This is a genomic window from Saccharopolyspora tripterygii, assembly GCF_054778355.1.
This window is the reverse complement of sequence record NZ_BAAGZP010000008.1, coordinates 1-21,765: the sequence shown is the minus strand read 5'-3', so window position 1 is coordinate 21,765 and position 21,765 is coordinate 1. Positions and strand designations below refer to the sequence as shown.

Genomic DNA, 21,765 nt, shown 5'->3' with positions numbered 1-21,765 from the left:
CGTTCCAAGCGATGACCGCCACCCAGCCGCTCGCGCAGGACGCGCCCGCCGGTGGCAACTCGTTGCTGAACATCGGCATCTTCGCGATCTTCGTCGCGGTCACGATGGTGATCGTGTTCCGCGCGAGCCGGAACACCAAGACCGCATCGGACTACTACGCCGCCGGGCACGCCTTCAGCGGGCCGCAGAACGGCATCGCGATCTCCGGTGACTACCTGTCCGCGGCGTCGTTCCTCGGCATCGCGGGAGCCATCGCGGTCAACGGGTACGACGGCTTCCTCTACTCCATCGGCTTCCTGGTCGCGTGGCTCGTCGCGCTGTTGCTGGTGGCCGAGCTGCTGCGCAACACCGGCCGCTACACGATGGGCGACGTGCTCTCCTTCCGGATGCGCGAGCGTCCGGTGCGCACGGCGGCCTCGCTGTCCACGCTGGTGGTGAGCTTCTTCTACCTGCTGGCCCAGATGGCCGGTGCCGGTGGCCTCATCGCGCTGCTGCTGGGCATCACCGACAAGGGCGGGCAGGCCATCGTGATCGCCGTGGTCGGCGCGCTGATGATCCTCTACGTCCTGGTCGGCGGCATGCGCGGCACGACCTGGGTGCAGATCATCAAGGCGGCCCTGCTGATCGCCGGCGCCTTCGTGATGACGCTCTGGGTCCTGGGCATGTACGGGTTCAACCTCTCCAGCCTGCTCGGCCACGCGGCCGAGGTCGCAGGGGACAAGGTGCTCAACCCGGGCGCCCAGTACGGCAAGACGGAGACGAGCAAGCTCGACTTCATCTCGCTGGGCATCGCCCTGGTGCTCGGCACCGCGGGCCTGCCGCACGTGCTGATGCGCTTCTACACCGTGCCGACCGCCAAGGAGGCGCGTCGTTCGGTGGTCTGGGCGATCTGGCTGATCGGGCTGTTCTACCTGTTCACCCTGGTCCTCGGTTACGGCGCCGGTGCGCTGGTGGGTCCGGACGCGATCAAGGACGCCCCCGGCGGCGTGAACTCGGCGGCTCCGCTGCTGGCCTCCTACCTGGGTGGCCCGCTGCTGCTGGGCTTCATCTCCGCGGTCGCCTTCGCGACGATCCTCGCGGTGGTGGCCGGTCTGACGATCACGGCCTCGGCCTCGTTCGCGCACGACATCTACGCGAACGTGATCAAGAAGGGCAAGGTCGACGACAAGCAGCAGGAGGTCCGCGTCGCGCGGATCACCGCGGTGGTCATCGGCATCGTGTCGATCCTCGGCGGCATCGCGGCCAACGGGCAGAACGTGGCCTTCCTGGTCGCGCTGGCCTTCGCCGTCGCCGCGTCGGCGAACCTGCCGACCCTGCTGTACTCGCTGTTCTGGAAGCGGTTCAACACCACGGGCGCGCTGTTCAGCATCTACGGTGGTCTGGCGATCACCATCGTGCTGATCATCTTCTCGCCCGCGGTCTCCGGTGGCGAGGAAGCGATGTTCCCGTCGATGGACTTCGCGCTGTTCCCGCTGAAGAACCCGGGTCTTGTGTCGATCCCGTTGTCCTTCCTGCTCGGTTACCTCGGTACCAAGCTGAGCAAGGACGAGAACGGTGGCACGAAGTATGCGGAGATGGAGGTCCGCTCCCTCACGGGTGCGGGCTCGGAGAAGGCGGTCCAGCACTGACCTGATCCACCTCTCGTGCGAAGCGCCCCGGGCCACCCCAGGTCCGGGGCGCTTCGTCGCGCCAGGGGACAGTTTTGGTCCGAACTGACCGGGCGAAACGGACATCGATCATGGACGGTTCGGACCAAAACTGCCCGCACCCTCACGTCGGGAACACGTGCGGCGTGGCAGCATCGGGGTGTGACTACTCCACCTCCTGGACAGGTTCCCCGCGTTCAGCCGGAAGAGCTTCCCGAGAACCTGCCGTCGAACAGCGTGCTGCTGGACGTCCGAGAGGACGACGAGTGGCAGGCGGGGCACGCCCCCGAGGCCGTGCACATCCCGATGAGCAAGATCATCGACCGCCTCGACGACATCCCCGAGGCCGATCAGGTCTACGTGGTGTGCCGGTCCGGCGGCCGCTCCGCGAAGGTCACCGCCTACCTCAACGCCAACGGCTGGGACGCGGTCAACGTCGAGCGCGGCATGCACGGCTGGTCGAGCCTCGGCCGACCGATGGTGTCCGGTGAAGCCGACGGCGAGCCGTACGTGCTGTGACCGATCAGCCCCAGCCCGACCGGACGGAGTGGATCGCCACTCCGCCCGGCGGTCCGCGCCGCGCCCGGCAGACCCGCCGGCCGCGGCCCTACACCGGCCCGCCCTCGTATCCGGCGCCTCCGCGCTGGGGCTTCCCGCTGCTCGCCTGGCGCTGGCCGCTGGCGCTGCCCACCCACGGCCGCGTCGACCACGCCGAACGGGCGGGCGCGACCGGCGCCACCGCCATCGCCGCGCTGTGGGTGACCGCCGGAGTCGGTGCGCTCGCGACCGTCGCCGAGGTGTGGCGCTACGTCCTGCTGCTGCTCAGCAGGGGTGAGGCGCTCTCGCGCACGGTGCTGGCGATCTCGGACGCACTGGTGGGCACCACCGGGCTGATCCTGGTCCTGATGGGCGTGCTGACCGGAGTGCTCGTGGTGCTCTGGGGCCTGCGGGCGCGGTTCGCGGCGACCGAGCGGATCGGTGTCCGCAGCGCCCGGCCGGACTGGCAGGTCGTGGCAGGCGTCCTGGTCCCCGGGCCGAACCTGCTGATCCCCGGCGCGGCGGTCGCCGAGCTGGAGCACTCCCTGCTGGTCGCCGAGGGCGATCGGGAGAAGGGCGCGCGCCCTTCTCCGAGCCTGCTCGTCCGGTTCTGGTGGGCGCTGTGGGCGGCGACCGTGGTCGTCGGCCTGCTCACCTTCGGCTGGACGTTCCGCGAGGGGGTCCAGGCGCTGGCCGACGGCGTCGTGCTGCACGCGGTCAACAACGCGCTGGTCACGGTCCTGGCGGTGGTGACCGCCCGGCTCATCGACCACTTCATGCGACTGCTGCTGCCGCCCGACCCGGCCGACCTGAGCCTGATGCGGGTGCACGCGGTCCGCGCCGCGCCGCCGCCGCAACGCGCCGCGCGTCCGGACACGGCCCGCCGCTGAAGTGGGTCACAAGTGACGGCGGCGCCCACGTCCGGTCCGGATACTGGTGGCGTGGCGGAATTCCCCGAGGTCGTCGCGCACCGGGGCGCGTCGGCGCACCGCGCCGAGCACACCCGGTCCGCCTACGAGCTCGCATTGGAGCAGGGCGCGGACGCCCTGGAGTGCGATGTCCGGGTCACCCGGGACGGGCACCTGGTCTGCGTGCACGACCGGCGCATCGACCGGACGTCCACCGGCCGGGGCGTGGTCAGCGCGCTGACCATCGCAGCGATGGCCGAAGTGGACTTCGGCCGGTCGGCCGCCGAGTACGGCGTGCTCACCCTCGACGAGCTGCTCGGCATGGCGCGCGCGAACCCGCGCCCGACGAGGCTGTTCGTGGAGACCAAGCACCCGGTCCGCTACGGGGGGCTGGTGGAGCACAAGCTCGTCGCGCTGCTGGCGCGGCACGGCCTGGCCGCGCCGGACGACCAGGCGGACTCGCCGGTGTTCATGATGTCCTTCGCGCCCGCCGCGGTCCGCCGCTTCAAGGAGGCCGCTCCTCGGGTGCCGACGGTCCTGCTGTTCTCCCGCTTCACCGGTGTCCGCCGCGGTGGGGTGCTGCCGCCGTGGGCGGACCTGGCCGGTCCGGACGTGCGGCTGCTGCGCGAGGACCCCGGGTTCGTCGCTCGCGCCGCCGCGCTGGGCCGCGACACCTACTGCTGGACGGTCGACGATCCGGAGGACGTCGACCTGTGCCGACGCGCGGGCGTGCGCCACATCGCGACCAACTCGCCGGAGGCCACCCGGCTCCACCTGGCTGATCCCGATCGCGCCCGCTTCGGTAGCGTCACGGGGTAGTCACCGCCAGCGATTGGATCAGCCGTGTCGAAGCGAGCCGCGACGAAGCCAGCCCAGCCAGAAGGCGCCGTCGGTCCCCGCCAGCCCTGCCCGTGCGGTTCGGGCAAGCGCTACAAGGCCTGCCACGGCAAGGCCGGTGGCGCCGCGGACGTGATCGTGACCCGGCCGTTCGAGGGCCTGGCCGCCGAGTGCGAGCTGGTGGCGCTGCGCGAGTTCGTCCCGTCGGCGATCGCGAAGCTGCCGATGCGCGACGGCTCGGAGATCACCCTCGCGACCGTGCTGCCGATGGCCGCCGCCGCGCTGCACCGCAACGACGGGGCGCGCTTCGTCGGCCTGCAGGTGCAGACCCACTCCGGTGACATCAGCCGCGACCTGGCTCGCGCCATCGAATGGGTCCAGGAGGCCGAGACCGGGCAGTCGCTGTCGGTCGTCGGTCCGGAGACCGCCGAGACGGGCAGCGTGCCGTCGCGCTTGCAGGACCTGATCGCCCCGGACGCCGCGCTCGACGTCGAGCTGCACTCCGACTTCGCCTGGTGGCTGCCCGAGGACGTGGACCCGACCGGCGAGGTCGCGCTGTCGCTGGAGCGCGCCAACGCCGCGATCATGCCCACCGACCGCCTCCGGGGCGAGCGGGTGACCTCCGCGTACTGGGTCGACGCGGGCGAGAAGGCGCACCTGCGCTGGGTCCGCCCGGAGCCGGAGGAGAAGCTGCTGGCCGCGCTGGCCCGGCTGTCGGCGCGCGGTGAGCTGGCCCTGGGCGAGGAGAGCCGCTACGCGGGCTCGTTCCGCGCGCACGGACTGCTGGTCCCGGTCTGGGACCTCGACCGCGAGCTGCACGCCCGCGAGTGGGACGAGCCGGCGGCCGCTCTCGGCGACCGCATCGACGAGGCCGTCGCCTCCCTCGACGACGAGCCCTTGACCAGCACCGAACGCCGCGCGCGGGACGGTCTCAGGGGTCGTCAGATCACCATCCGCTGACATCGGGCGAGCACCCACCTGAACAACCCGCAGCAGGAGCTCTCCGGTCCGAGATCACCGGAGGGCTCCTGCTCCGTTCGGGTGGTCCGTGTTGATGAGGACAACGGACTGGCGGGGTGCTGCGTATCCCTCCACAGTGGTACCCGGCGTCTAGGGGGTGGAGGGGTGACCGCGCACTCGCCTGCCGTGCCGGCCGCTGCCGAGGCGTCCGGAGTACCTGTTGGGCGGGCGCGCCGGGGGGACATGGCTGCGACAGAAGACGATTTCGCCGAGTTCGTCCGGGTGGCGCTGCCTGGGCTGATGCGTTACGGCCACGCCCTCACCGGAAATCCGCACGACGCCGCCGACCTGGTGCAGACCGTGCTGGAGAAGGTCGGAGCGCGCTGGAGCAAGATCAGCCGCACCACCGAGGACCCCACCGCCTACGTGCGCAAGGCGATGGCGAACGCGCACATCAGCCGCTGGCGCCGCACCCGCCGCGAGACCCTGCTGGCCGAGTTCCCCGACGTGCCCGCGATCCCCCAGCAGGACCGCCTGGAGAACGAGCCGGTGTGGCAGGCGCTGCGCGATCTGCCGCCGAGGCAACGCGCGGTGGTCGTGCTGCGTTACTACGAAGGTCTTTCCGAACTGGAGATCGCCGACACCCTCGGCGTCAGCTGCGGAACGGTGAAGAGCCAGGCGAGCAAGGCGCTCACGTCCTTGCGGAAGCGGCTCGGCGACGTCCTCGAGGGAGGTGACGCGTGATGGATCTGGATCGAGAGCTGGAGCGCCTGCTGGGCGACGACCGACTGGACGTCCCGGTCCGCACCGGTGCCGAGTGGTCGCTGGTCGCCGCAGCGCGTCGCCGTCGGCAGCGCAACGGGATGCTGGCCGCCACCGCCGCGGCGATCGGATCGGTGCTGCTGGTGGGCGGGGGAGTGGCCCTGGTCAACCAGGACTCGGGGCCGCTGCAGCCGGCGCGGCCGCCCGTCGTCCAGCAGCCGGGCCCGAACGTTCCGCCGCCGCTACCGCCGAGCGGGTCCTCACCCGTTCCGCACACCGGGCACCTCGTCCCGCCGCACTCCTCGCCCGGCACGCCGGGTCAGCGGACGAACCCGCAGGAGCCGGTGCCATCGACCAGCGAGTCGTTCGACCCGTCGATCCTGCGCACGGCTCCGTCGCAGACGGGCGACCCGGAGACCTCGCAGCAGCCCGACCCGGAGACCTCCCAGAAGCCGGGTCCGTCCGAGCAGAGCCCGCCGAGCGAAATGCACATCACCCCGAGCGGCTGAGCCGCCCGGGGTGATGTCGTCTTCGAGCGGTCAGGCCGCTCGGCATCCCTCGATCAGAGAGCGCCGCCCGCCGCCTTGGGGGCGGTGGCGTCGGCGCCTTCGTCGCCCACCGACTCGCGGGCGAGGAAGTTCTCGACGTCGAAGAGGTTGCCGTTGGAGCGGTCCACGACGTTGAGCAGCGTGGACATCGAGGCGACTTCCTCGACCTGCTCCTTGAGGAACCACTGCATGAACTGCTCGCCGATGTAGTTGCCCTCGTCGCGGGCGGTCTTGGCCAGCGTCTCGATCTCGCGGGTGACCTCGCGCTCCTGCTCCAGGGCGAGCGCGACCAGTTCCCGGGTCTCGGAGAAGTCGTTGCGGACCTGCTCGATGGCCGGGATGTGCGGCTTGACGCCGTTGTCCATCAGGTACTGGACGATCATCATGCCGTGGTTGCGCTCTTCCAGCGCCTGCTTGTAGAAGTGCGAGGCCAGCTGCGGCAGATCGCTGTCGTCGAACCAGACCGCGACCGCGATGTACTGCTGCGAGGCGGTGAACTCGTTCTTGACCTGTTCCTGCAGCAGGTGCTCGAACTGCGATTCCTTGTGCTGAATCTTCTTCGCGGTGACAGCCATGGCATCAATATAACTTTGAATTGGTCCAGTTACATTCCAGGTAAACCTAATTATGATATGGGTAGCCTTAGTTGCTCGGGCTCCGAAGATAGGTTTGCCTCAATTAATCAAGCCAAGCCATGCCTTGGTGTTTTCGCTGGCAGCAGCCCTGATGACAGCGAAAACACGAAAGGTTGCAGATTCGCGCTCAGCGAGCGAGTGGGGTCGCGCTCGAATCGGCCTTCGCAGATCTTCGACTTGTTTTCCATCACACTCGACGAAGTTCGCCCGATCAGGTGGCGGCGATTCTTGATTCACCCAGCGGCGCACGGCTGATCGGGCACGACATGCAGCGCGGGCCACCCCGGCCGGAACCCAGTTCCGAACCCCTGATCCGCAGCACCTCGATGCCGGCGTCCTCCAGCCGGGCGTTCGTCTCGGCGTTGCGCTCGTAGGCCACCACCGCGCCGGGTGCCAGCGCGAGCGTGTTGTTGCCGTCCTCCCACTGCTCGCGCTCGGCCGTGACGGGGTCGAGCCCGGTGTCGATGACCCGCAACCGGTCGATGCCCATGGCTTCGGCCGCCGCGTCCAGGAAGGGCTGCGGACCGGACACGTCGAGCTCGCCGTCCTTGGGGCGCAGCGCGTAGGCGTGCAGCGAGTGCTGGATCGCCGGGTACATCACCACCGCGTCGCGGTCGACCATCGTGCACACGGTGTCCAGGTGCATCGACGCGCGGGCCTGCTCGATCGGCACGGCCAGCACCGTGTGCGCCAGGTCGTCGGCGAACATCGAGCGGGCGAGCGATTCGGCGCCTGCCGGGGTCGTGCGCTCGCCGACGCCGATCGCGACGACGCCCGGTGCCAGCAGCAGCACGTCCCCGCCCTCCACGGGCGCCGAGTGCGCGCCGTACGCGCGCGCGGCGTGCGAGAACCGCGGGTGGTAGGCGTAGATCAGGTCGGTGATCGCCGACTCCCGGCGCCGAGCCGGCATCGCCAGCGCGGCGATGGCGACCCGGTCGCCGATCCACACCGACGAGTCGCGCGTGAACAGCAGGTTCGGCAGCGGCTCGATGGCGAAGTCGTGCGGCTGGTGCATCCGGCGCACCAGCGAACCGCCGTCGGCGTCGGGCAGCTCCTCGAAGGTCATCCCACCGATGAGCACCTCGGTCAGCGCCCGGTCGGGGACGCCGGACAGGTGCGAGCGCAGCGAGTCCGCCACGTCGGTGCCGAGCTTCAGCTCGTCGAGGCCGGTGTGCACGGCGGCGGCGCGCGCACGGGGGTCGGCGAGCGCCTCGGTCAGCAGGTCGCGCAGGAGCAGCACCTCGGTGCCGCGCCCGCGCAGCACCTCGGCGAAGGCGTCGTGCTCCTCCTGCGCCCGGTCGACCCAGGGGATCGCGTCGAACAGCAACTGGTCGGTGTTGCGCGGCGTGAGGCGCTTGAGCTCGGAACCGGGCCGGTGCAGCACCACCGAGTTCAGCGGTCCGACTTCGCTCTGGACGTGCGGTCGAGTCACATCACGGAGCCTAGCCCCGGCGAACGTAACCGTCGCTGATCAAGCCCGATTTCGATGGAACGTTAACTTTCCGGTGTACTGAACGATCGTTTCGTTGCGTCCGGTGCGGGATTCCAAGATCACGGGAGCCAGCCGACGTGACCGCGCAGCGCCGAGTAGCCGACGAACGCCACGACGTCGATCAGCGCGTGCCCGACGATCAGCGGGACCAGCCGGTTGGTGCGCTGCCAGATCCGGCCGTAGACCAGACCCATCACGACGTTGCCCACGAAACCGCCGAAGCCCTGGTACAGGTGGTAGCTGCCGCGCAGCACCGCGGCCAGCCACAACGACCGGTTCTCGCCCCAGCCGAGCTGTCGCAACCGGGTCAGCACGTAGCCGACGACCAGGACCTCCTCGGCGAAGGCGTTGCCGAACGCCGCCAGCACCAGGACCGGTGCCCGCCACCACGCGTCGGTCAGCGTCGACGGCTGCACGGTCAGGCTCAGGCCCAACGCGTGGGCGAGCAGGTACAGCCCGAGGCCGGGGATCCCGATCAGCGCGGCGAGCCCGGCGCCGCGCAGCGCGTCGCCGCCCGGCCGGGTGCGGTCCAGGCCGATCCGCCACAGCGCCATCCCGCCGCGCCACAGCAGGAACGCGCCCAGCGCGCCCCACGAGAGGAGCCGCAGCGCGTTGACCAGCTGGGCCAGCATGTCGAGCAGCCCAAGGCCCGCCTGCGGCTGGTTGATCGCGACCTGCTGCTGGGCCAGCGGCGCCGGTTGCAGGAGCGCGTCGAGTAACGAGATCAGGCTCTGCAGCCCGGACATACCCAGGGTCACGGCGAACACCACGATCAGCTCGATGCCGATCGCCCTGCGTTCCGCCGGACCGGTGAACTCCGCGGGCTCAGCGGGGCGTGTAGGGCTCAGCCAGGCGCGCAGGGTGCTCACCGGACGAACCGTACCCGCACCGGCGGTTCCGCCGGATCGCTGACGCACCTGGCGGAGGGGAAGCGGTTCCGGAGGGAACCGGGGGAGGTCCGGTTCCCGTCGCAGGAGTGGTCGCCGACGCCGGAGGGGTGGCGTGGACGTTTACGTGTGGGGCACGCAGGACGCGGAGCCCATGGCAGAGACGCTGCCCGCGCTCGCGATGCGCGTGCTCCGGGAGGTTCGCGAGTTCGATTCGATCAACTGCGCGCTGGGCGCCACCGACTTCTTCGGGATTCGCAACGGCGTGCTGGTGGAGCTGCGGTACGCGGATCCGGGAGGGCTGCAGGTCCGCTTCTCCGACGGTCTCCGCGCAGGTCAGGCTTGGTCGGTGGCGCACGCCTTCCTGTGGCTGGTGACGCGGCAGACCCAGGTAGCCGAAGCCGTCCTGCTGGGCGGCGACGACGGGTCGCTGCGCTTCCGCCACGGCCGGATCACGCGTGCCGCGACCTGGTTCTCCGACGAGCTCTCCTGACGAATTCCCAGTTTTAGTCCAAACTGAGCGGACATTTCGGGCATTGATCATGCTCAGTTATGACTAAAACTGGGAAGTGCCGAGGTCACGAACCCTTGCGCTGCTCGGCCAGGAAGGGGCAGCCGACGAGGCGGCGGAGTTCGAAGCCGAGGCGCTCGGTGGTGTCGGCCGGGCGCGAGAAGCCGAGCCGGACGTCGTGATCGCCGTCGGAGGACTCGACGCGCAGCCGCAGGCCGTAGCGGTCCAGCCCGAGCGGGCGGATGTGCCCGCCGCGCAACTGCTCCGGCAGGTGCCGGGCGAGCAGACCGACGACGTCGCGGTGCGAGAGCTCCAGGTGCCGGAGCCAGTCGTCCTCGAAGGTGCAGAACGGGTCCGGGGTGGCGGCCTGGAACTCGGTGGTGTCCACCGAATCCGTCCCCTCCGCGTCGGCCAGCACGATCGACGCGGACTCCAGCCGCAGCACGCGCGCGCCGTGGCCGGCGTCCAGCAGCCGCGGGTCCGGCCGGTCGTCGACGATCGAGAGCACCTCGTGGTGCGCTTCCTCGGCGTCGAGCAGCCGCAGCCAGCCGGTGAGCCAGAGCAGTCCGCGGACCGGTTCGCGCAGCCGCACCGGGGTCGGGTCGGCGACCTCGATGACGGCGGCGAGCTCCCCGCGCGGCGCGTGCCAGGTGGCCGCGATCAGCGGGTGGTCGTCCGCGAGCAGCACAGCGGCGCTGCCGTCCGAGTGCACGTGGTGCAGCAAGGGGGCCACGCGGGCCGAGACCTCGCCGGAGGGCAGCAGTGCCGCCTTCCCGCCACGTTTGGCAATGCTCCTGGCCCGTTCCGCGACACTGGGCCTGGCCGGCCTGCGGATCGTCTTCTCGCCCACCTGCTCACCTCCAACTTAGGCAAGCCTAACTTAAGCTGGTGCGCGACGAAAGCCCCCGACCCGGTGAGCGGATCACGGATTTCGCGGACTTCCCGCGCGATTCAACGCCCTTACTACCAGGTGCGACGGTCTCGCGGGGAGCTGACCGGAGTAGTGAGCGGGGGCCGTGCGGGTGGTCTTCGGGGCGATCCACCCGGGTGGTGGATGCCCTGACTACGCAGGGGTGCATGATGTCGGCCAAACCCGTCGTCGGGAGGCATATATGACCCGGTCAGACGTCCGTTATTCGGGCATCTTTGTTCACTGGGCGCAACGGCACTAGCGTGTCCCACGTGTCAAGCGCTGTTGAGCTTCGCGCGCCAGGTCCGCGAGGCATCCCACCCCTGTTCGCCCGACTGGTCGATGACGCCGCGCTCTTCCCGCCCGGGAACCGCGAGGAGGTGGCCACTCCGGTGCCGCAGGCGGTCGCCGAGCACCTGGACGCGCGGGCCGGTGAGTTCGCCGGCCTCTTCGGGCCGATGCTGTGCCAGGCGTCCCGGCTCGCCGAGCTGATCACCGAGCTGGCCAAGGCCAAGCCCTCCACCCCGGTTCCGCTGTCGCTGGTCTGCGACACCGGTCTGGGCGGGGTGCCCAAGGCGCTGTCGATCATCGAGGGCCGGCAGGAGCTGCTCGCGCTGCGGATGGTCGAGATGCCCGCCCCCTCCGACGTCGACGACATCTGGCTGGAGCGCGTCTCCGAGTTCGTGCCCGAGGACATCACCCGGGTCGTCGAGCCGCGCCGCGGTGGCGAGGGATGGCTCGACGGCATCCGCCGCGTCGCCGGTCACGGCTGCTGGCCGAAGCTGCGCACCGGCGGTCAGACCGCGGAAGCCGTGCCGACCGTCGACGAGGTCGCCGAATTCCTCGCCGTCGCCGGATCGCTGGACGTGCCGTTCAAGGCCACCACCGGCTTGCACGCGGCCGTGCGCGGCGCGGATCCGGAGACCGGGTTCACCCATCACGGTTTCCTCAACCTGCTCGTCGCGACCGCGCGGTCCCTTTCCGGGAAAGATGTGCGAGCGGCGTTGGAAAGCACTGACGGCGCCGCGCTGGCCGAGGAGGCTCGCTCGCTGTCCGACGACGCGGCCAACGCGGTGCGCGACGTCTTCGCCTCCCACGGCTCGTGCTCGCTGAAGGACCCCGTCGCCGAACTGGAAGGATTGGGGTTGCTTTGAGCTGGATCGAGGACGCGGAGTTCGCCCCGGACAAGCCGTTCGGCCCGCAGACCCTCCCGTACGGGGTCCTGGTCACGGGCAGCGGTCCGGTGGTCGCGGTGCGCGTCGGGCGGCACGCCCTGCCGCTGCGCGGCATCGCAGGAGAACTCGGTCCTCGGCTGGCCGACCTCGTTTCCGGCCACTCCCTCGACCCGCTCCTCGCCGCAGGCCGGGACGCCTGGCGCGAACTGCGGGAACGGCTCGTCGGCATCGTGACCGCCGACCGGGCTCCCGCCGGTGCCGAGCTGGTGCGCACCGACTGGCACACGCTGTCGATGCCGTTCACCGTCGGCGACTACGTCGACTTCTTCGCCTCCCGGCACCACGCGGAGAACGCCGGCCGCATCATGGCGCGGGGTTCGGCCCCGCTGCCGGAGAACTGGACCCACCTGCCGGTCGGCTACCACGGTCGTTCCGGCACGGTCCGGGTTTCGGGCACCGACGTCCACCGCCCCAGCGGTCAGCGCAAGGCCGCCGGTGACGCGCACCCCGCGTTCGGCCCGACCCGCCGGCTGGACTTCGAGGCCGAGGTCGGGTTCGTCTGCGGCGGTGAGGCCGCCGCGCAGATCCCCACCTCCGAGTTCGCCGATCACGTCTTCGGCGTGGCGCTGGTCAACGACTGGTCGGCGCGCGACGTCCAGAGCTGGGAGTCCAAGCCGCTCGGACCGTTCCTCGCGAAGTCCTTCGCGACCTCCATCGCGGGCTGGATCACGCCGCTGGAGGCCTTCGAGCACGCCAGGATCCCGGTGCCGACGCCGGAGCAGCCGCTGCAGCCCTACCTCGTGGAGGACGAGTCGTGGGGTCTCGACCTGCGGCTGGAGGTGCGCTGCAACGAGACCTTGCTGTCGAAGCCGAGGTTCGCGGACATGTACTGGTCGGCCGCTCAGCAGCTGGCGCACATGACCGTGGGCGGTGCCCCGGCCCGTCCGGGCGACCTGTTCGCCTCCGGCACCGTGTCCGGGCCCGAACGCGATCAGCGCGGCTGCCTGCTGGAGCTGACCTGGGGCGGATCGGACCCGATCACCCTCTCCGACGGCGAGCAGCGGACCTTCCTCCAGGACGGCGACCGCGTGACACTGAGCGGCAGCGCACCGGGTCCCGGCGGTTCCGTCGTCGGGCTCGGCGAGGTGACCGGCACGGTGCTCGCGGCGGCTCGGAGGTGACGCGATGGCTCAACCCGATCCGGCGCACGCCGCCCCGCGCCTGCCGCACGAGGTGCCCGCGAGCACCAAGGAGAGCTCGCTGACGCTCGAACGCGGCCTGAGCCTGCTGCAAGCGGTGGCCGACGCGGAGAGCGAAGCCCCCACGATCAGCGATCTCGCCGCCCGGATCGGCGTGAGCCGCGCGGCGGTGTACCGGCTGCTCGGGCCGTTGCAGAGCCGTGGCCTGGTGCGCCGCGAAGGATCCCGGGTCCGGTTGGGCCTGGGCGTGCTGTGGTTGGCGGGACGGGTCCTGCCGCAGCTGCGTGTCGCCTGCACGCCCGCGTTGCGCGGACTCGCGGAGAAGGTGGGTTCCACGGCGCACCTGACCGTCGCCGACGGCAGCGAGGCCCAGGCCGTCGCGGTCGTCGAACCGTCCTGGACCAGCTATCACGTGTCCTACCGGGTGGGCACCCGTCATCCCATCCAGCGCGGCGCCGCCGGGCGGGCCGTCGACCTGCCTACCGGTGCTCCCCGCTGGATCTCCAGCAGCGGTGACCTGCAGCAGGGCGCGTTCGGCGTGGCGGCGCCGGTGCGCGGGGTCCCCGGCCTGCGCGCCAGCGTCGGAGTGGTGGCGCTGCAGCCGATCGCCGCCGATGAGATCGGTCCGATGGTCGTGGAAACGGCGGAGGCCGTGGCCGAAGCGCTGCGATGACCGTCCGCCCCGGCCGGGCCACCTGATCGTTCGGACGGATCGGCCCGGACGGGCGTCGTGGATCGCGCTGCGTCGATGAGGACCTTGGTCCTGCGCGGACCGGGACGCTCGACCGGGCGATTGGGGGCCCTTGCCCCTGCGCGCGCGGGCGAGCGCGCGGCAGTGTGGTGTTGTGGATCTGCTCGACATCGCGCGCTGGCAGTTCGGGATCACGACCGTCTACCACTTCCTGATGGTGCCGCTGACCATCGGACTGGCGGTCCTGGTCGCCGGGATGCAGACGGCCTGGTACCGCACCGGGAACCGCCGATACCTGAAGATGACCAAGTTCTGGGGCAAGTTGATGCTGATCAACTTCGCCATGGGCGTGGTCACCGGGATCGTGCAGGAGTTCCAGTTCGGCATGGCCTGGAGCTCCTACTCCCGCTTCGTCGGTGACGTCTTCGGCGCGCCGCTGGCGATGGAGGGCCTGCTGGCGTTCTTCGTCGAGTCGACCTTCCTCGGCCTGTGGATCTTCGGCTGGGACAAGCTGTCCAAGGGCGTGCACCTGGCCTGCGCGTGGGCGTTCTCGCTGGCCACCGTGCTCTCGGCGTACTTCATCCTGGCCGCCAACTCCTGGATGCAGCACCCCGTCGGCATCCGGATGGTCGAGGGCAAGCCCGAGCTGATCTCGATCTGGGCGGTGCTGACCAACTCCACCGTTCTGGCCGCGTTCCCGCACACGATCTTCGGCTGCTTCGCCGTGGCCGGCGGGTTCCTCATCGGCATCGCGGCCTGGCAGATCGTCCGGCAGCGCAAGCAGGCCGACAAGACCGGGGACGCCGTCGACGAGGAGGACCGGCGGACCTGGCACGGGTCGATGCGGCTCGGCGCCTGGGTGGCCGTGTTCGCCTTCGCCGGGCTCGCGATCAGCGGCGACGTCCAGGGCAAGCTGATGTTCGACCAGCAACCCATGAAGATGGCCTCCGCCGAGGCGCTGTGCCACAGCGAGGCGCCTGCCAGCTTCTCGATCTTCGCGATCGGCGACGTCCGGAGCCCCAACTGCGAGGACGTCAAGAGCCTGACCGTGCCCTACATCCTGTCCTACCTCGCGGAAGGTGACTTCACCAGCGAGGTCGACGGGGTCAACGAGCTCCTCCCGCGCTACCAGGCCCTCTACGGCACGCACTACCCGGACGACCCGCGGCTGGGCCAGTACGCGGGACAGCCGATCGACTACCAGCCGCTGCTCCCGGTGACCTACTGGGGATTCCGGTTCATGATCGGATTCGGCGGGCTGGCGGCGCTCGGCTCCGTGGTCGTGCTGTGGCTGACCCGCAAGCAGCGCTTCCCGAAGGGCAAGCTGTGGGCTCCGCTGGCGCTGCTGGGCATCGGCGCCCCGTTCGCGGGCAACATCGCGGGCTGGGTGTTCACCGAGATGGGACGCCAGCCGTTCGTGGTCGCGCCCAACCCGAACCCCTCGGGCGTGGACGGCGTGTTCATGTACACCGCCTCCGCCGTGTCCTCCGGTGTCACGCCCGGCGAGATGCTGACCTCCGTGATCAGCCTGACCGCGCTGTACGGGGTGCTGCTGGTCGTGGAGGTGTTCCTGATGATCCGCTTCGCGCGCGGCGGCTTCGCGGCGGTGATGCCGCCGGAGAAGAAGCCGGGATCCGACGACGACGCCCTGTCCTTCGCGTACTGAGAGGCCGAGATGGATCTGCCCACCTTCTGGTTCCTCGTGATCGCCCTGCTGTGGCTGGGGTACCTGTTCCTCGAAGGCTTCGACTTCGGCGTCGGCATGCTGCTGCCGATCTTCGGATCGCGCAGGAACGAGGGCGGCGAGACCCGCCGCAGGGTCATGATCAACACCATCGGGCCGGTCTGGGACGGCAACGAGGTGTGGCTGATCGTGGCCGGTGGCGCCACCTTCGCGGCCTTCCCCGGCTGGTACGCCTCGCTGTTCTCCACCGCCTACCTGCCGCTGCTGGTGCTGCTGCTCGTGCTCATCGGCCGCGGCGTCGCCTTCGAGTACCGCGGCAAGGTCGACAGCGACCGCTGGCGCCGCACCTGGGACGCCGTGATCGTGCTGGCGTCCTGGACCGCGCCCGCGATGGTGGGACTGGTGCTGTCGGCCAACGTCTTCGGCCTGCCGCTGGACGCCAACGGCGACCGGCTCGGCGGCTGGTGGACGATCTTCAGCGTGCCCAGCGTCGTCGGCGCCGTCGCCGTGGTGACCTTCTCGATGCTGCACGGCGCGGTGTTCCTGGCGCTCAAGACCGAAGGTGAGATGCGGGCGCGCGCCCGGCGGTTCGCGCTGGTCGCCGGTGTGCCGCTGCTGCTGCCGGTGGTCGCGCTGGTGCTGCTCGCCCAGTTCCGCGCGGGCTCGGCCTGGACCTGGGTCCCGCTCGGCATCGCCCTGGTCGCCGGACTGCTCGGCGTCGCCAGGGTCGCCGCCGGCCGCGAGGGGCAGGCGTTCTTCCTGCAGGCCGTCGCCCTGACCGGTGTGGTGGTGACGCTGTTCGGCTCGCTGTGGCCGAACGTCATCCCGTCCACCGTGGACCCGGCGTTCTCGCTGTCGATCGCCGACACCGCCGCGAGCGACTACCCGCTGGTGATCATGACCTGGGTCGCGGCGTTCGGCACCCCGGCCGTGATGGTCTACCAGGGCTGGACCTACTGGGTCTTCCGCAAGCGCATCGGCACCAAGCACATCCCGCCGGTGCACGCGCCATGACCGGGCCGCTCGGCGCGCTGCCCCGGCTGTCCGCGGCGACCCGGCGCGCGCTCGTCCTCGCGGGACTGCTCGCCGTCGGCAACGCCGTCGCGCTCATCGCGCAGGCGTGGGCGATCGGCAGCGCGCTCGCCGACGTCGTCGTCCGCGGCGTGCCCGCAGCCGAGATCAGCGATCGCCTGGTGGTGCTGGCCGTCGCCGTGATCGCCCGCGCCGCGCTGAGCTGGGCGACCGAATCGGTGTCCGCGCGCGCCGCGGCCGGAGCGAAGGAAGAGCTGCGCGGACTGCTGCTGGACACCGCGCTCCGGCGCGGGCCCGAGTGGATCGGCAAGCGCGGACCCGCCGAGCTGACCGCGCTGGCCACCCGCGGCCTGGACGCGCTCGACGCCTACTTCACCAAGTACCTGCCCGCGCTGGTCACCGCCGCCGTCGTCCCACCGCTGGTCGGCGCCTGGATCCTCTGGTCGGACTGGGTGTCGGCGCTGGTCGTGGTGCTGACCGTGCCGCTCATCCCGCTGTTCGCCTGGCTCGTCGGCCGCTACACCGAGAAGCGCACGGCCCGCGCCACCGACGCCGAGCACCGGCTGTCCGCCCGGCTGCTCGAACTGATCCGCGCGCTGCCGGTGCTCACGGCGTTCCGCCGCGCGCGGGCGCAGCGCGAGGTGGTGGCCCGGGTCAGCGAGGACCACCGCCGCAGCACCGTCGCCACGCTGCGGATCGCGTTCCTGTCCGCGCTGGTGCTGGAGCTGTTCTCCTCGTTGTCGGTTGCGATGGTCGCCGTCGGCATCGGCCTCCGGCTCGTCTCCGGCGACCTCGACCTGACCACTGGACTGCTCGTGCTGGTCCTGGCGCCGGAGTGCTACCTGCCGCTGCGCGCGGTCGGCGCCGCGCACCACGCCAGCGAGGACGGCGTGGAGGCCGTCCGGCGAGTGGACGAGATCGTGTCCGAGCCCGACGGCACCGGGTTCGCGATCACCGGAGCCCCGGACGACGGCCCCGGCGTGCTGCGCGTGTCCGGACTGCGCGTCCGCCGCCGCGACGCCTTCGTGCCGGACGGGCTGAGCTTCACCGCGCGCCCCGGAACCGTGGTCCGGCTCGCCTTCGGCGACATCGGCCCCAGCGGCAGCGGCAAATCGACCGCGCTGGCCGTGCTCCTGGGCTTCGTGCGCCCGGACTCCGGCACGGTGACCTGCGGTGGAACCGATCCCGGGGTTTCGGAGTGGCGGCGCCGCATCGCGTGGGTCCCGCAGCACCCGACCTTCACCGGCGGCACCGTCCGCGACGAGCTGCTGGTGGCCGGCGCCGACCAACCCGACCTGTCGGCGCACGTCGACGAGGTGCTGACCGAGGCGAACGCCGGACATCTGCGGGACCGGCGCATCGACGAGCTGTCCGCCGGTGAGCGCCAGCGGGTCGCCGTCGCCCGGGCGCTGCTGCGGCTGCGCGGCGAGGCGAGGTTCCTGCTGCTCGACGAACCCACCGCCCACCTGGACGCGGCGAGCGCGCAGCACGTCGACGCCGCGATCGAACGGGCCGCCGCGGCAGGCGCGACCGTCGTCCTGGCCAGCCACCGCCCGACGGGCGAAGGCGTCGAGGTCGAGACCTCGGCACCGGCCGCCGAGGTGGAGGCCCCCTCGCACGGAGCCCAGCGCGGGCGGCTGCGAGATCTGATCGGACCCCGGGTCCTGGCCGGATCCGGCCTCGGGGCGCTGTCGCTGCTGTCCGGACTGGCGCTCACCGCGGTCTCGGCCTGGCTGATCGCTCGCGCGTCGCAACAACCGCCGATCCTGACGCTGTCCGTCGCGGTCGTCGGGGTCCGCACGTTCGCGCTCTCCCGCGCCACCCTGCGCTACCTGGAACGGCTCGTCACCCACGACGCCGCCTTCCGGGTTGCCGGTCACCTGCGAGAACGGCTGTGGGCGGGGCTGGTTCGGCTCGGGCCGGTGCGCACTGCGGGCTTGCGTCGCGGGGAAGGCGTGGCGCGGCTCGTCGACGACGTCGACAAGGTCCGCGACCTGATCCCGCGCGTCCTGCTGCCACCGCTGATCGCCTTCGCGGTGCTCGCCGCGGCCGTCGTCGTGCAGTCGCTGGTGCTGCCGGAAGCCGGGCTCCTGCTCGCCATCGCCCTCGTCGTGGCCGGTGTCGCGACCCCCGTGGTCGCGGTGATCGCCGAACGCCGAGCCAGCGACGCGGTCGCCGAAGGTCGCCGCGCGGTGGCCGCGCGGGTGCTCGCGCTCCTCGACGGCGCGGCCGAGCTGCTCGCCTTCGGGGCGCACACCGGTCGCCGGGCGGAACTCGCGGCAGCCGACACCCGGCTGGCCTCCCGCGCACGGCGCGCCGCCTTCGGAACCGGTGCCGCGACCGCCGTGCACACGCTGCTGATCGGTCTCGCCGTTCTCGGCAGCGCCCACCTCGCGGCGGTCGCCGTCGCCGAAGGCCGCCTCGCCCCCGAACTCGCACCGCTGCTCGGGCTCGTCCCGCTGGCCGCGGCCGAAGCCGTCGCGCTGCTCCCGCCCGCCGCGCAGCAGTGGCGGTCGCTGCGCACCGCCCACGACCGGATCGCGCCGCTGCTGACCGGTGACGACGACGAGCCGGTGACCGGCCGGACCGACGGCGAGATCGAACTGGTCGATGCCGACGTCTCCTGGCCCGGCGGCGAACCGGTGCTCGCCGGCGTCGAGGTGACCATCCCCGCCGGATCGCACGTCGCCGTGGTGGGTCCCTCCGGAGCGGGCAAGTCGACGCTGGTCGCCCTGCTGCTCGGGTTCCTGCCGCCCGCTCGCGGCCTGGCCCGCGTGCCCGAACGCGTCGCGTGGTGTCCTCAGGACCCGCAGCTGGTGACCACGACCGTCCGCGAGAACCTCCGGCTGGCGGCCCCCCGCGCCACCGACGCCGAGCTCGCCGAAGCGCTCGACGTCGCCGGGTTGCCCGGCTGGGACCTGGGCACACCGGTCGGCAGCGGTGGAACCGAGCTGTCCGGTGGCGAAGCTCAGCGGCTCGCGCTGGCCCGCGCGCTGCTCGCCGACGCCGACCTGGTGCTGCTCGACGAACCCACCGCGCACCTCGACGCCGAGACCGCCGACGCGCTGCTGGACCGGCTGCGCGCGCGCCTGCGCGGCCGGACCGTGGTGCACGTGACCCACCGGCTCGACGAGACCGCAGGCGCCGACCTGGTGCTGCGCGTCGACGGCGGCACCGTCATCACCACCGCCACGGCGGATGTGTCATGAACCGCAGTCGCAACTCCCTTCACCGCGTGTACGGGCGCTATAGCCTCGAAAGCGTCATGGATTCCACCCTCGCCAGGCGGATGCTCACCGCGTCCACCGAGATCACCAGGGTGGCGCTGTCCGCGGAAGACCCCGAGGCCGTGCTGCCCCTGGTCGTCCGCCGCGCCGCCGAGCTCGCCGAGGCGGACCTCGGCGTGGTCACCGTGCGCTCGGACGACGGCAGGCTCACCGTCGAGGCCGCCTACGGCGCACCGAGCGCGACGGGTCCGCTCGCCGACCCGGTCGGCACCGTGCTGTCCTCCCGCTCCGCCGCCGCCCGCGTCGCGCGCAGCGGCGTTCCCGTGGTCGTCGACGACCTGATCGACGATCCGCTGACCGCGCCTTACGTGCCCGCGTCGCTTCGGGTCTACGGCCCGTTCGCCGTGGCGCCCTTCGGCACCCGCGAGCGACGTCTCGGCGCGCTCGCCGTCTACCGCCGACGCGGCGCCTCGACCTTCAACCGCGTCGCCGTCGACGTGCTCACCTCCTTCGCCGCGCAGGCCGGACTCGCGCTCGTGCTCGCCGAGGGCTCGACCGCCCGGCAGCGGATCGCCGTCTACCAGGAGCGCGAGCGCATCGCCCGCGACCTGCACGACGTGATCGTGCAGCGGCTCTACGCGGCCGGGGTGCAGCTGGACGTGCTGCAGCGCCGGGTCGCGGGCAGCCTGGAGGCCGCCGACGGCGATCGGTTGGCCGAGACCGTCGAGCAGATCGACCAGGCGATCGCGGAGGTCCGCGCCACGGCGCGCACGCTGCGCTCCGCCGACCCGGAAACGCCCACGCACGCCCCCGCGCTCGACGACTCGATCCGTTCCGAGGTGCAGATCGCCGGCGAGCTGATGGGCCGGCCGCCGACGCTGGAGATCGACGGCGACCTCGCCGACGTCCCGGTCCCCGTGGCCGACCACGCGCGGGCCGCGCTGCGCGAGGCCCTGTCCAACGTCGTCCGGCACTCCGGAGCCCGCACCGTGCTGGTCCGGGTCCGCCGGTCGGAGGCCGGGCTGCGGTTGCAGGTGGTCGACGACGGCTGCGGCATCCCCCGCGACGTGAGCAAGCGCGGACTTCGGAACCTCGAAGAACGCGCCGCCGCGTCCGGCGGCCGCTGCACCCTGACCTCCTCCCCGGACAGCGGCACCACGGTGACCTGGGAAGTCCCGCTCGACTAGGCCGCGCCTCGCTCGATCGGCGACAACCGGGTGCACACCCAGCGCTCGGACCGCCGCTCCAGTCGCAGGACCAGCGCCCGGATCCGGTGCGTGCCCACGATCAGGCAAGCCTCGACGGCCGAGTCGCCGATCGCGCAAGCGTGGACCGAACGCAGCCGGTACTCCGGGGAGTGCGCCTCGCGCAGCCGGGAGCTGATCAAGTTCCCGAAGACGGCGCCCGTCAGGTGGCCGCGCACCTGTTCGGCGCGCATTCGTCCGGCCAGCACGGCGAAGAGCTGGGCACCGATCGTCGAGGCCACCGCCGCAGCGGTCCGCTGAGCGGCGTCGGGGGACGCCGGCGGTGGTGGATCGGTGCGGGGCAGGAGCGCGGTGCTGGTGCGGACTGCGTTCATGGGGCCTCCCGGGTCGTTGATTCGCCTCCGACGTGGAAGAGGCACGAGGACCCCCATTTCGGTCACCTTTCGGCCGGTACCACTCGATCGTGTGGCATACGGTGCTCCCGTGGATCTGCGAGGACTGCTGCTGGACTACGCCGGCGTGCTGGACCAGCCGGGCATGGACGTCGTGGCGAGAGCCGTGCGCGCCGCGGGGGTGCGGACCGCCGTCGTCTCGAACGCCGACCGGCTTCCCGACTCGGTCCGGTCGACGGACTTCGACGCGGTCGTGCTCTCCGGAGCGGCCGGATGCGCCAAGCCCGATGCCGAGATCTACCGGCTCGCCGCGCGCAGGCTCGGGCTCGTGCCGGGGGAATGCGCGTTCGTCGATGACCTCCGCCGAAATGTCGACGGAGCGGTCGCGACGGGAATGGTCGGCGTCCACCACTCCGACGCCGAATCCACGACCTTGGAGCTCCAGGCGGTCTTCGACCTGGAACTAGGCCTGTGACCTGGGGTTTTGTCTTTAGAGGGGGGTGGTGTTCACCGGGTTTTTCGGGGTG

Annotated in this window: 21 protein-coding genes; 16 read left to right on the top strand and 5 right to left on the bottom strand. The window is 71.4% G+C overall.

All coding sequences use genetic code 11. The annotated features are described in order from the left end of the window. Positions 1-11 precede the first annotated feature (11 nt). The 7 genes from ACYVF3_RS05545 to ACYVF3_RS05515 all read left to right on the top strand — a co-directional run bounded on the left by ACYVF3_RS05545 (position 12) and on the right by ACYVF3_RS05515 (position 6,159). Positions 12-1,628, top strand: coding sequence for a solute symporter family protein (locus tag ACYVF3_RS05545; protein ID WP_461153802.1), 1,617 nt, complete (start codon positions 12-14; stop codon positions 1,626-1,628). A gap of 180 nt (positions 1,629-1,808) precedes the next feature. Beyond that, positions 1,809-2,165: a rhodanese-like domain-containing protein gene (locus ACYVF3_RS05540; RefSeq protein WP_461153110.1), complete on the top strand. Its 357-nt coding sequence runs from the start codon at positions 1,809-1,811 to the stop codon at positions 2,163-2,165. Next, a complete protein-coding gene (locus ACYVF3_RS05535) occupies positions 2,162-3,073 on the top strand; it encodes a DUF4328 domain-containing protein (RefSeq protein ID WP_461153109.1) in 912 nt (303 codons plus the stop codon). The genes ACYVF3_RS05540 and ACYVF3_RS05535 overlap by 4 nt, the downstream gene beginning before the upstream one ends. Before the next feature lie 51 nt (positions 3,074-3,124). Next, the gene (locus ACYVF3_RS05530; protein ID WP_461153108.1) at positions 3,125-3,910 is read left to right on the top strand and encodes a glycerophosphodiester phosphodiesterase; all 786 of its coding nucleotides are present in this window, start codon (positions 3,125-3,127) and stop codon (positions 3,908-3,910) included. A gap of 24 nt (positions 3,911-3,934) precedes the next feature. Then, positions 3,935-4,888, top strand: coding sequence for a DUF5926 family protein (locus tag ACYVF3_RS05525; protein WP_461153107.1), 954 nt, complete (start codon positions 3,935-3,937; stop codon positions 4,886-4,888). A gap of 165 nt (positions 4,889-5,053) precedes the next feature. Then, on the top strand, positions 5,054-5,632 hold the full coding sequence (locus ACYVF3_RS05520; RefSeq protein ID WP_461153106.1) for a SigE family RNA polymerase sigma factor: 579 nt from the start codon (positions 5,054-5,056) through the stop codon (positions 5,630-5,632). Beyond that, positions 5,632-6,159 carry a hypothetical protein gene (locus ACYVF3_RS05515; protein WP_461153105.1) on the top strand — a complete coding sequence of 176 codons (528 nt, stop codon included), beginning with the start codon at positions 5,632-5,634 and terminating at the stop codon, positions 6,157-6,159. Before ACYVF3_RS05520 ends, ACYVF3_RS05515 begins: the two co-directional genes overlap by 1 nt. Positions 6,160-6,212: 53 nt before the next feature. Here the strand turns inward: ACYVF3_RS05515 and ACYVF3_RS05510 are convergent, their stop codons facing one another. From ACYVF3_RS05510 to ACYVF3_RS05500, 3 genes are all read right to left on the bottom strand, one after another. Next, entirely contained in the window at positions 6,213-6,773 is a 561-nt protein-coding gene (locus ACYVF3_RS05510; RefSeq protein ID WP_461153104.1) for a ferritin, read from the bottom strand. Positions 6,774-7,044: 271 nt separating this feature from the next. Beyond that, a complete protein-coding gene (locus ACYVF3_RS05505) occupies positions 7,045-8,265 on the bottom strand; it encodes an arginine deiminase (RefSeq protein ID WP_461153103.1) in 1,221 nt (406 codons plus the stop codon). Positions 8,266-8,384: 119 nt separating this feature from the next. Continuing rightward, positions 8,385-9,194 (bottom strand): CPBP family intramembrane glutamic endopeptidase, encoded by an 810-nt coding sequence (locus ACYVF3_RS05500; RefSeq protein WP_461153102.1) that lies wholly within the window; start codon positions 9,192-9,194, stop codon positions 8,385-8,387. 133 nt (positions 9,195-9,327) lie between these two features. Between ACYVF3_RS05500 and ACYVF3_RS05495 the strand changes: the two genes are divergently transcribed. After that, positions 9,328-9,705, top strand: coding sequence for a hypothetical protein (locus tag ACYVF3_RS05495; RefSeq protein WP_461153101.1), 378 nt, complete (start codon positions 9,328-9,330; stop codon positions 9,703-9,705). Positions 9,706-9,790: 85 nt separating this feature from the next. On the opposite strand, the gene ACYVF3_RS05490 is transcribed toward ACYVF3_RS05495, so the two are convergent. Beyond that, entirely contained in the window at positions 9,791-10,573 is a 783-nt protein-coding gene (locus ACYVF3_RS05490; protein WP_461153100.1) for a DUF2470 domain-containing protein, read from the bottom strand. Positions 10,574-10,905: 332 nt separating this feature from the next. Between ACYVF3_RS05490 and ACYVF3_RS05485 the strand changes: the two genes are divergently transcribed. The 7 genes from ACYVF3_RS05485 to ACYVF3_RS05455 all read left to right on the top strand — a co-directional run bounded on the left by ACYVF3_RS05485 (position 10,906) and on the right by ACYVF3_RS05455 (position 20,828). Continuing rightward, positions 10,906-11,787, top strand: coding sequence for a hypothetical protein (locus ACYVF3_RS05485; protein ID WP_461153099.1), 882 nt, complete (start codon positions 10,906-10,908; stop codon positions 11,785-11,787). Beyond that, positions 11,784-12,989 carry a fumarylacetoacetate hydrolase family protein gene (locus tag ACYVF3_RS05480; RefSeq protein ID WP_461153098.1) on the top strand — a complete coding sequence of 402 codons (1,206 nt, stop codon included), beginning with the start codon at positions 11,784-11,786 and terminating at the stop codon, positions 12,987-12,989. Before ACYVF3_RS05485 ends, ACYVF3_RS05480 begins: the two co-directional genes overlap by 4 nt. Positions 12,990-12,993: 4 nt before the next feature. Continuing rightward, positions 12,994-13,680 carry an IclR family transcriptional regulator gene (locus ACYVF3_RS05475; RefSeq protein ID WP_461153097.1) on the top strand — a complete coding sequence of 229 codons (687 nt, stop codon included), beginning with the start codon at positions 12,994-12,996 and terminating at the stop codon, positions 13,678-13,680. A 172-nt stretch (positions 13,681-13,852) separates the two neighbouring features. Beyond that, entirely contained in the window at positions 13,853-15,364 is a 1,512-nt protein-coding gene (locus ACYVF3_RS05470; protein ID WP_461153096.1) for a cytochrome ubiquinol oxidase subunit I, read from the top strand. Positions 15,365-15,373: 9 nt separating this feature from the next. Next, entirely contained in the window at positions 15,374-16,396 is a 1,023-nt protein-coding gene (gene cydB / locus ACYVF3_RS05465) for a cytochrome d ubiquinol oxidase subunit II (RefSeq protein WP_461153095.1), read from the top strand. Next, positions 16,393-19,623, top strand: a complete 3,231-nt coding sequence (gene cydD / locus ACYVF3_RS05460) for a thiol reductant ABC exporter subunit CydD (protein WP_461153094.1) — start codon at positions 16,393-16,395, stop codon at positions 19,621-19,623. The genes cydB and cydD overlap by 4 nt, the downstream gene beginning before the upstream one ends. Before the next feature lie 56 nt (positions 19,624-19,679). Further along, positions 19,680-20,828, top strand: a complete 1,149-nt coding sequence (locus ACYVF3_RS05455; RefSeq protein ID WP_461153093.1) for a GAF domain-containing sensor histidine kinase — start codon at positions 19,680-19,682, stop codon at positions 20,826-20,828. Here the strand turns inward: ACYVF3_RS05455 and ACYVF3_RS05450 are convergent. Further along, positions 20,825-21,220, bottom strand: coding sequence for an Rv3235 family protein (locus tag ACYVF3_RS05450; protein WP_461153092.1), 396 nt, complete (start codon positions 21,218-21,220; stop codon positions 20,825-20,827). The genes ACYVF3_RS05455 and ACYVF3_RS05450 overlap by 4 nt on opposite strands. A 109-nt stretch (positions 21,221-21,329) precedes the next feature. Here ACYVF3_RS05450 and ACYVF3_RS05445 point away from each other — a divergent pair, with 109 nt between their 5' ends. After that, the gene (locus ACYVF3_RS05445; protein WP_461153091.1) at positions 21,330-21,713 is read left to right on the top strand and encodes an HAD-IA family hydrolase; all 384 of its coding nucleotides are present in this window, start codon (positions 21,330-21,332) and stop codon (positions 21,711-21,713) included. Positions 21,714-21,765: the final 52 nt, after the last annotated feature.

Coding starts and splice junctions, on each gene's coding strand:
- ACYVF3_RS05545 (WP_461153802.1), top strand. CDS start 12: ATGACCGCCACCCAGCCGCTCGCGCAGGACGCGCCCGCCGGTGGCAAC.
- cydB (WP_461153095.1), top strand. CDS start 15,374: ATGGATCTGCCCACCTTCTGGTTCCTCGTGATCGCCCTGCTGTGGCTG.
- ACYVF3_RS05450 (WP_461153092.1), bottom strand. CDS start 21,220: ATGAACGCAGTCCGCACCAGCACCGCGCTCCTGCCCCGCACCGATCCA.
- ACYVF3_RS05515 (WP_461153105.1), top strand. CDS start 5,632: ATGGATCTGGATCGAGAGCTGGAGCGCCTGCTGGGCGACGACCGACTG.
- cydD (WP_461153094.1), top strand. CDS start 16,393: ATGACCGGGCCGCTCGGCGCGCTGCCCCGGCTGTCCGCGGCGACCCGG.
- ACYVF3_RS05455 (WP_461153093.1), top strand. CDS start 19,680: ATGGATTCCACCCTCGCCAGGCGGATGCTCACCGCGTCCACCGAGATC.
- ACYVF3_RS05475 (WP_461153097.1), top strand. CDS start 12,994: ATGGCTCAACCCGATCCGGCGCACGCCGCCCCGCGCCTGCCGCACGAG.
- ACYVF3_RS05510 (WP_461153104.1), bottom strand. CDS start 6,773: ATGGCTGTCACCGCGAAGAAGATTCAGCACAAGGAATCGCAGTTCGAG.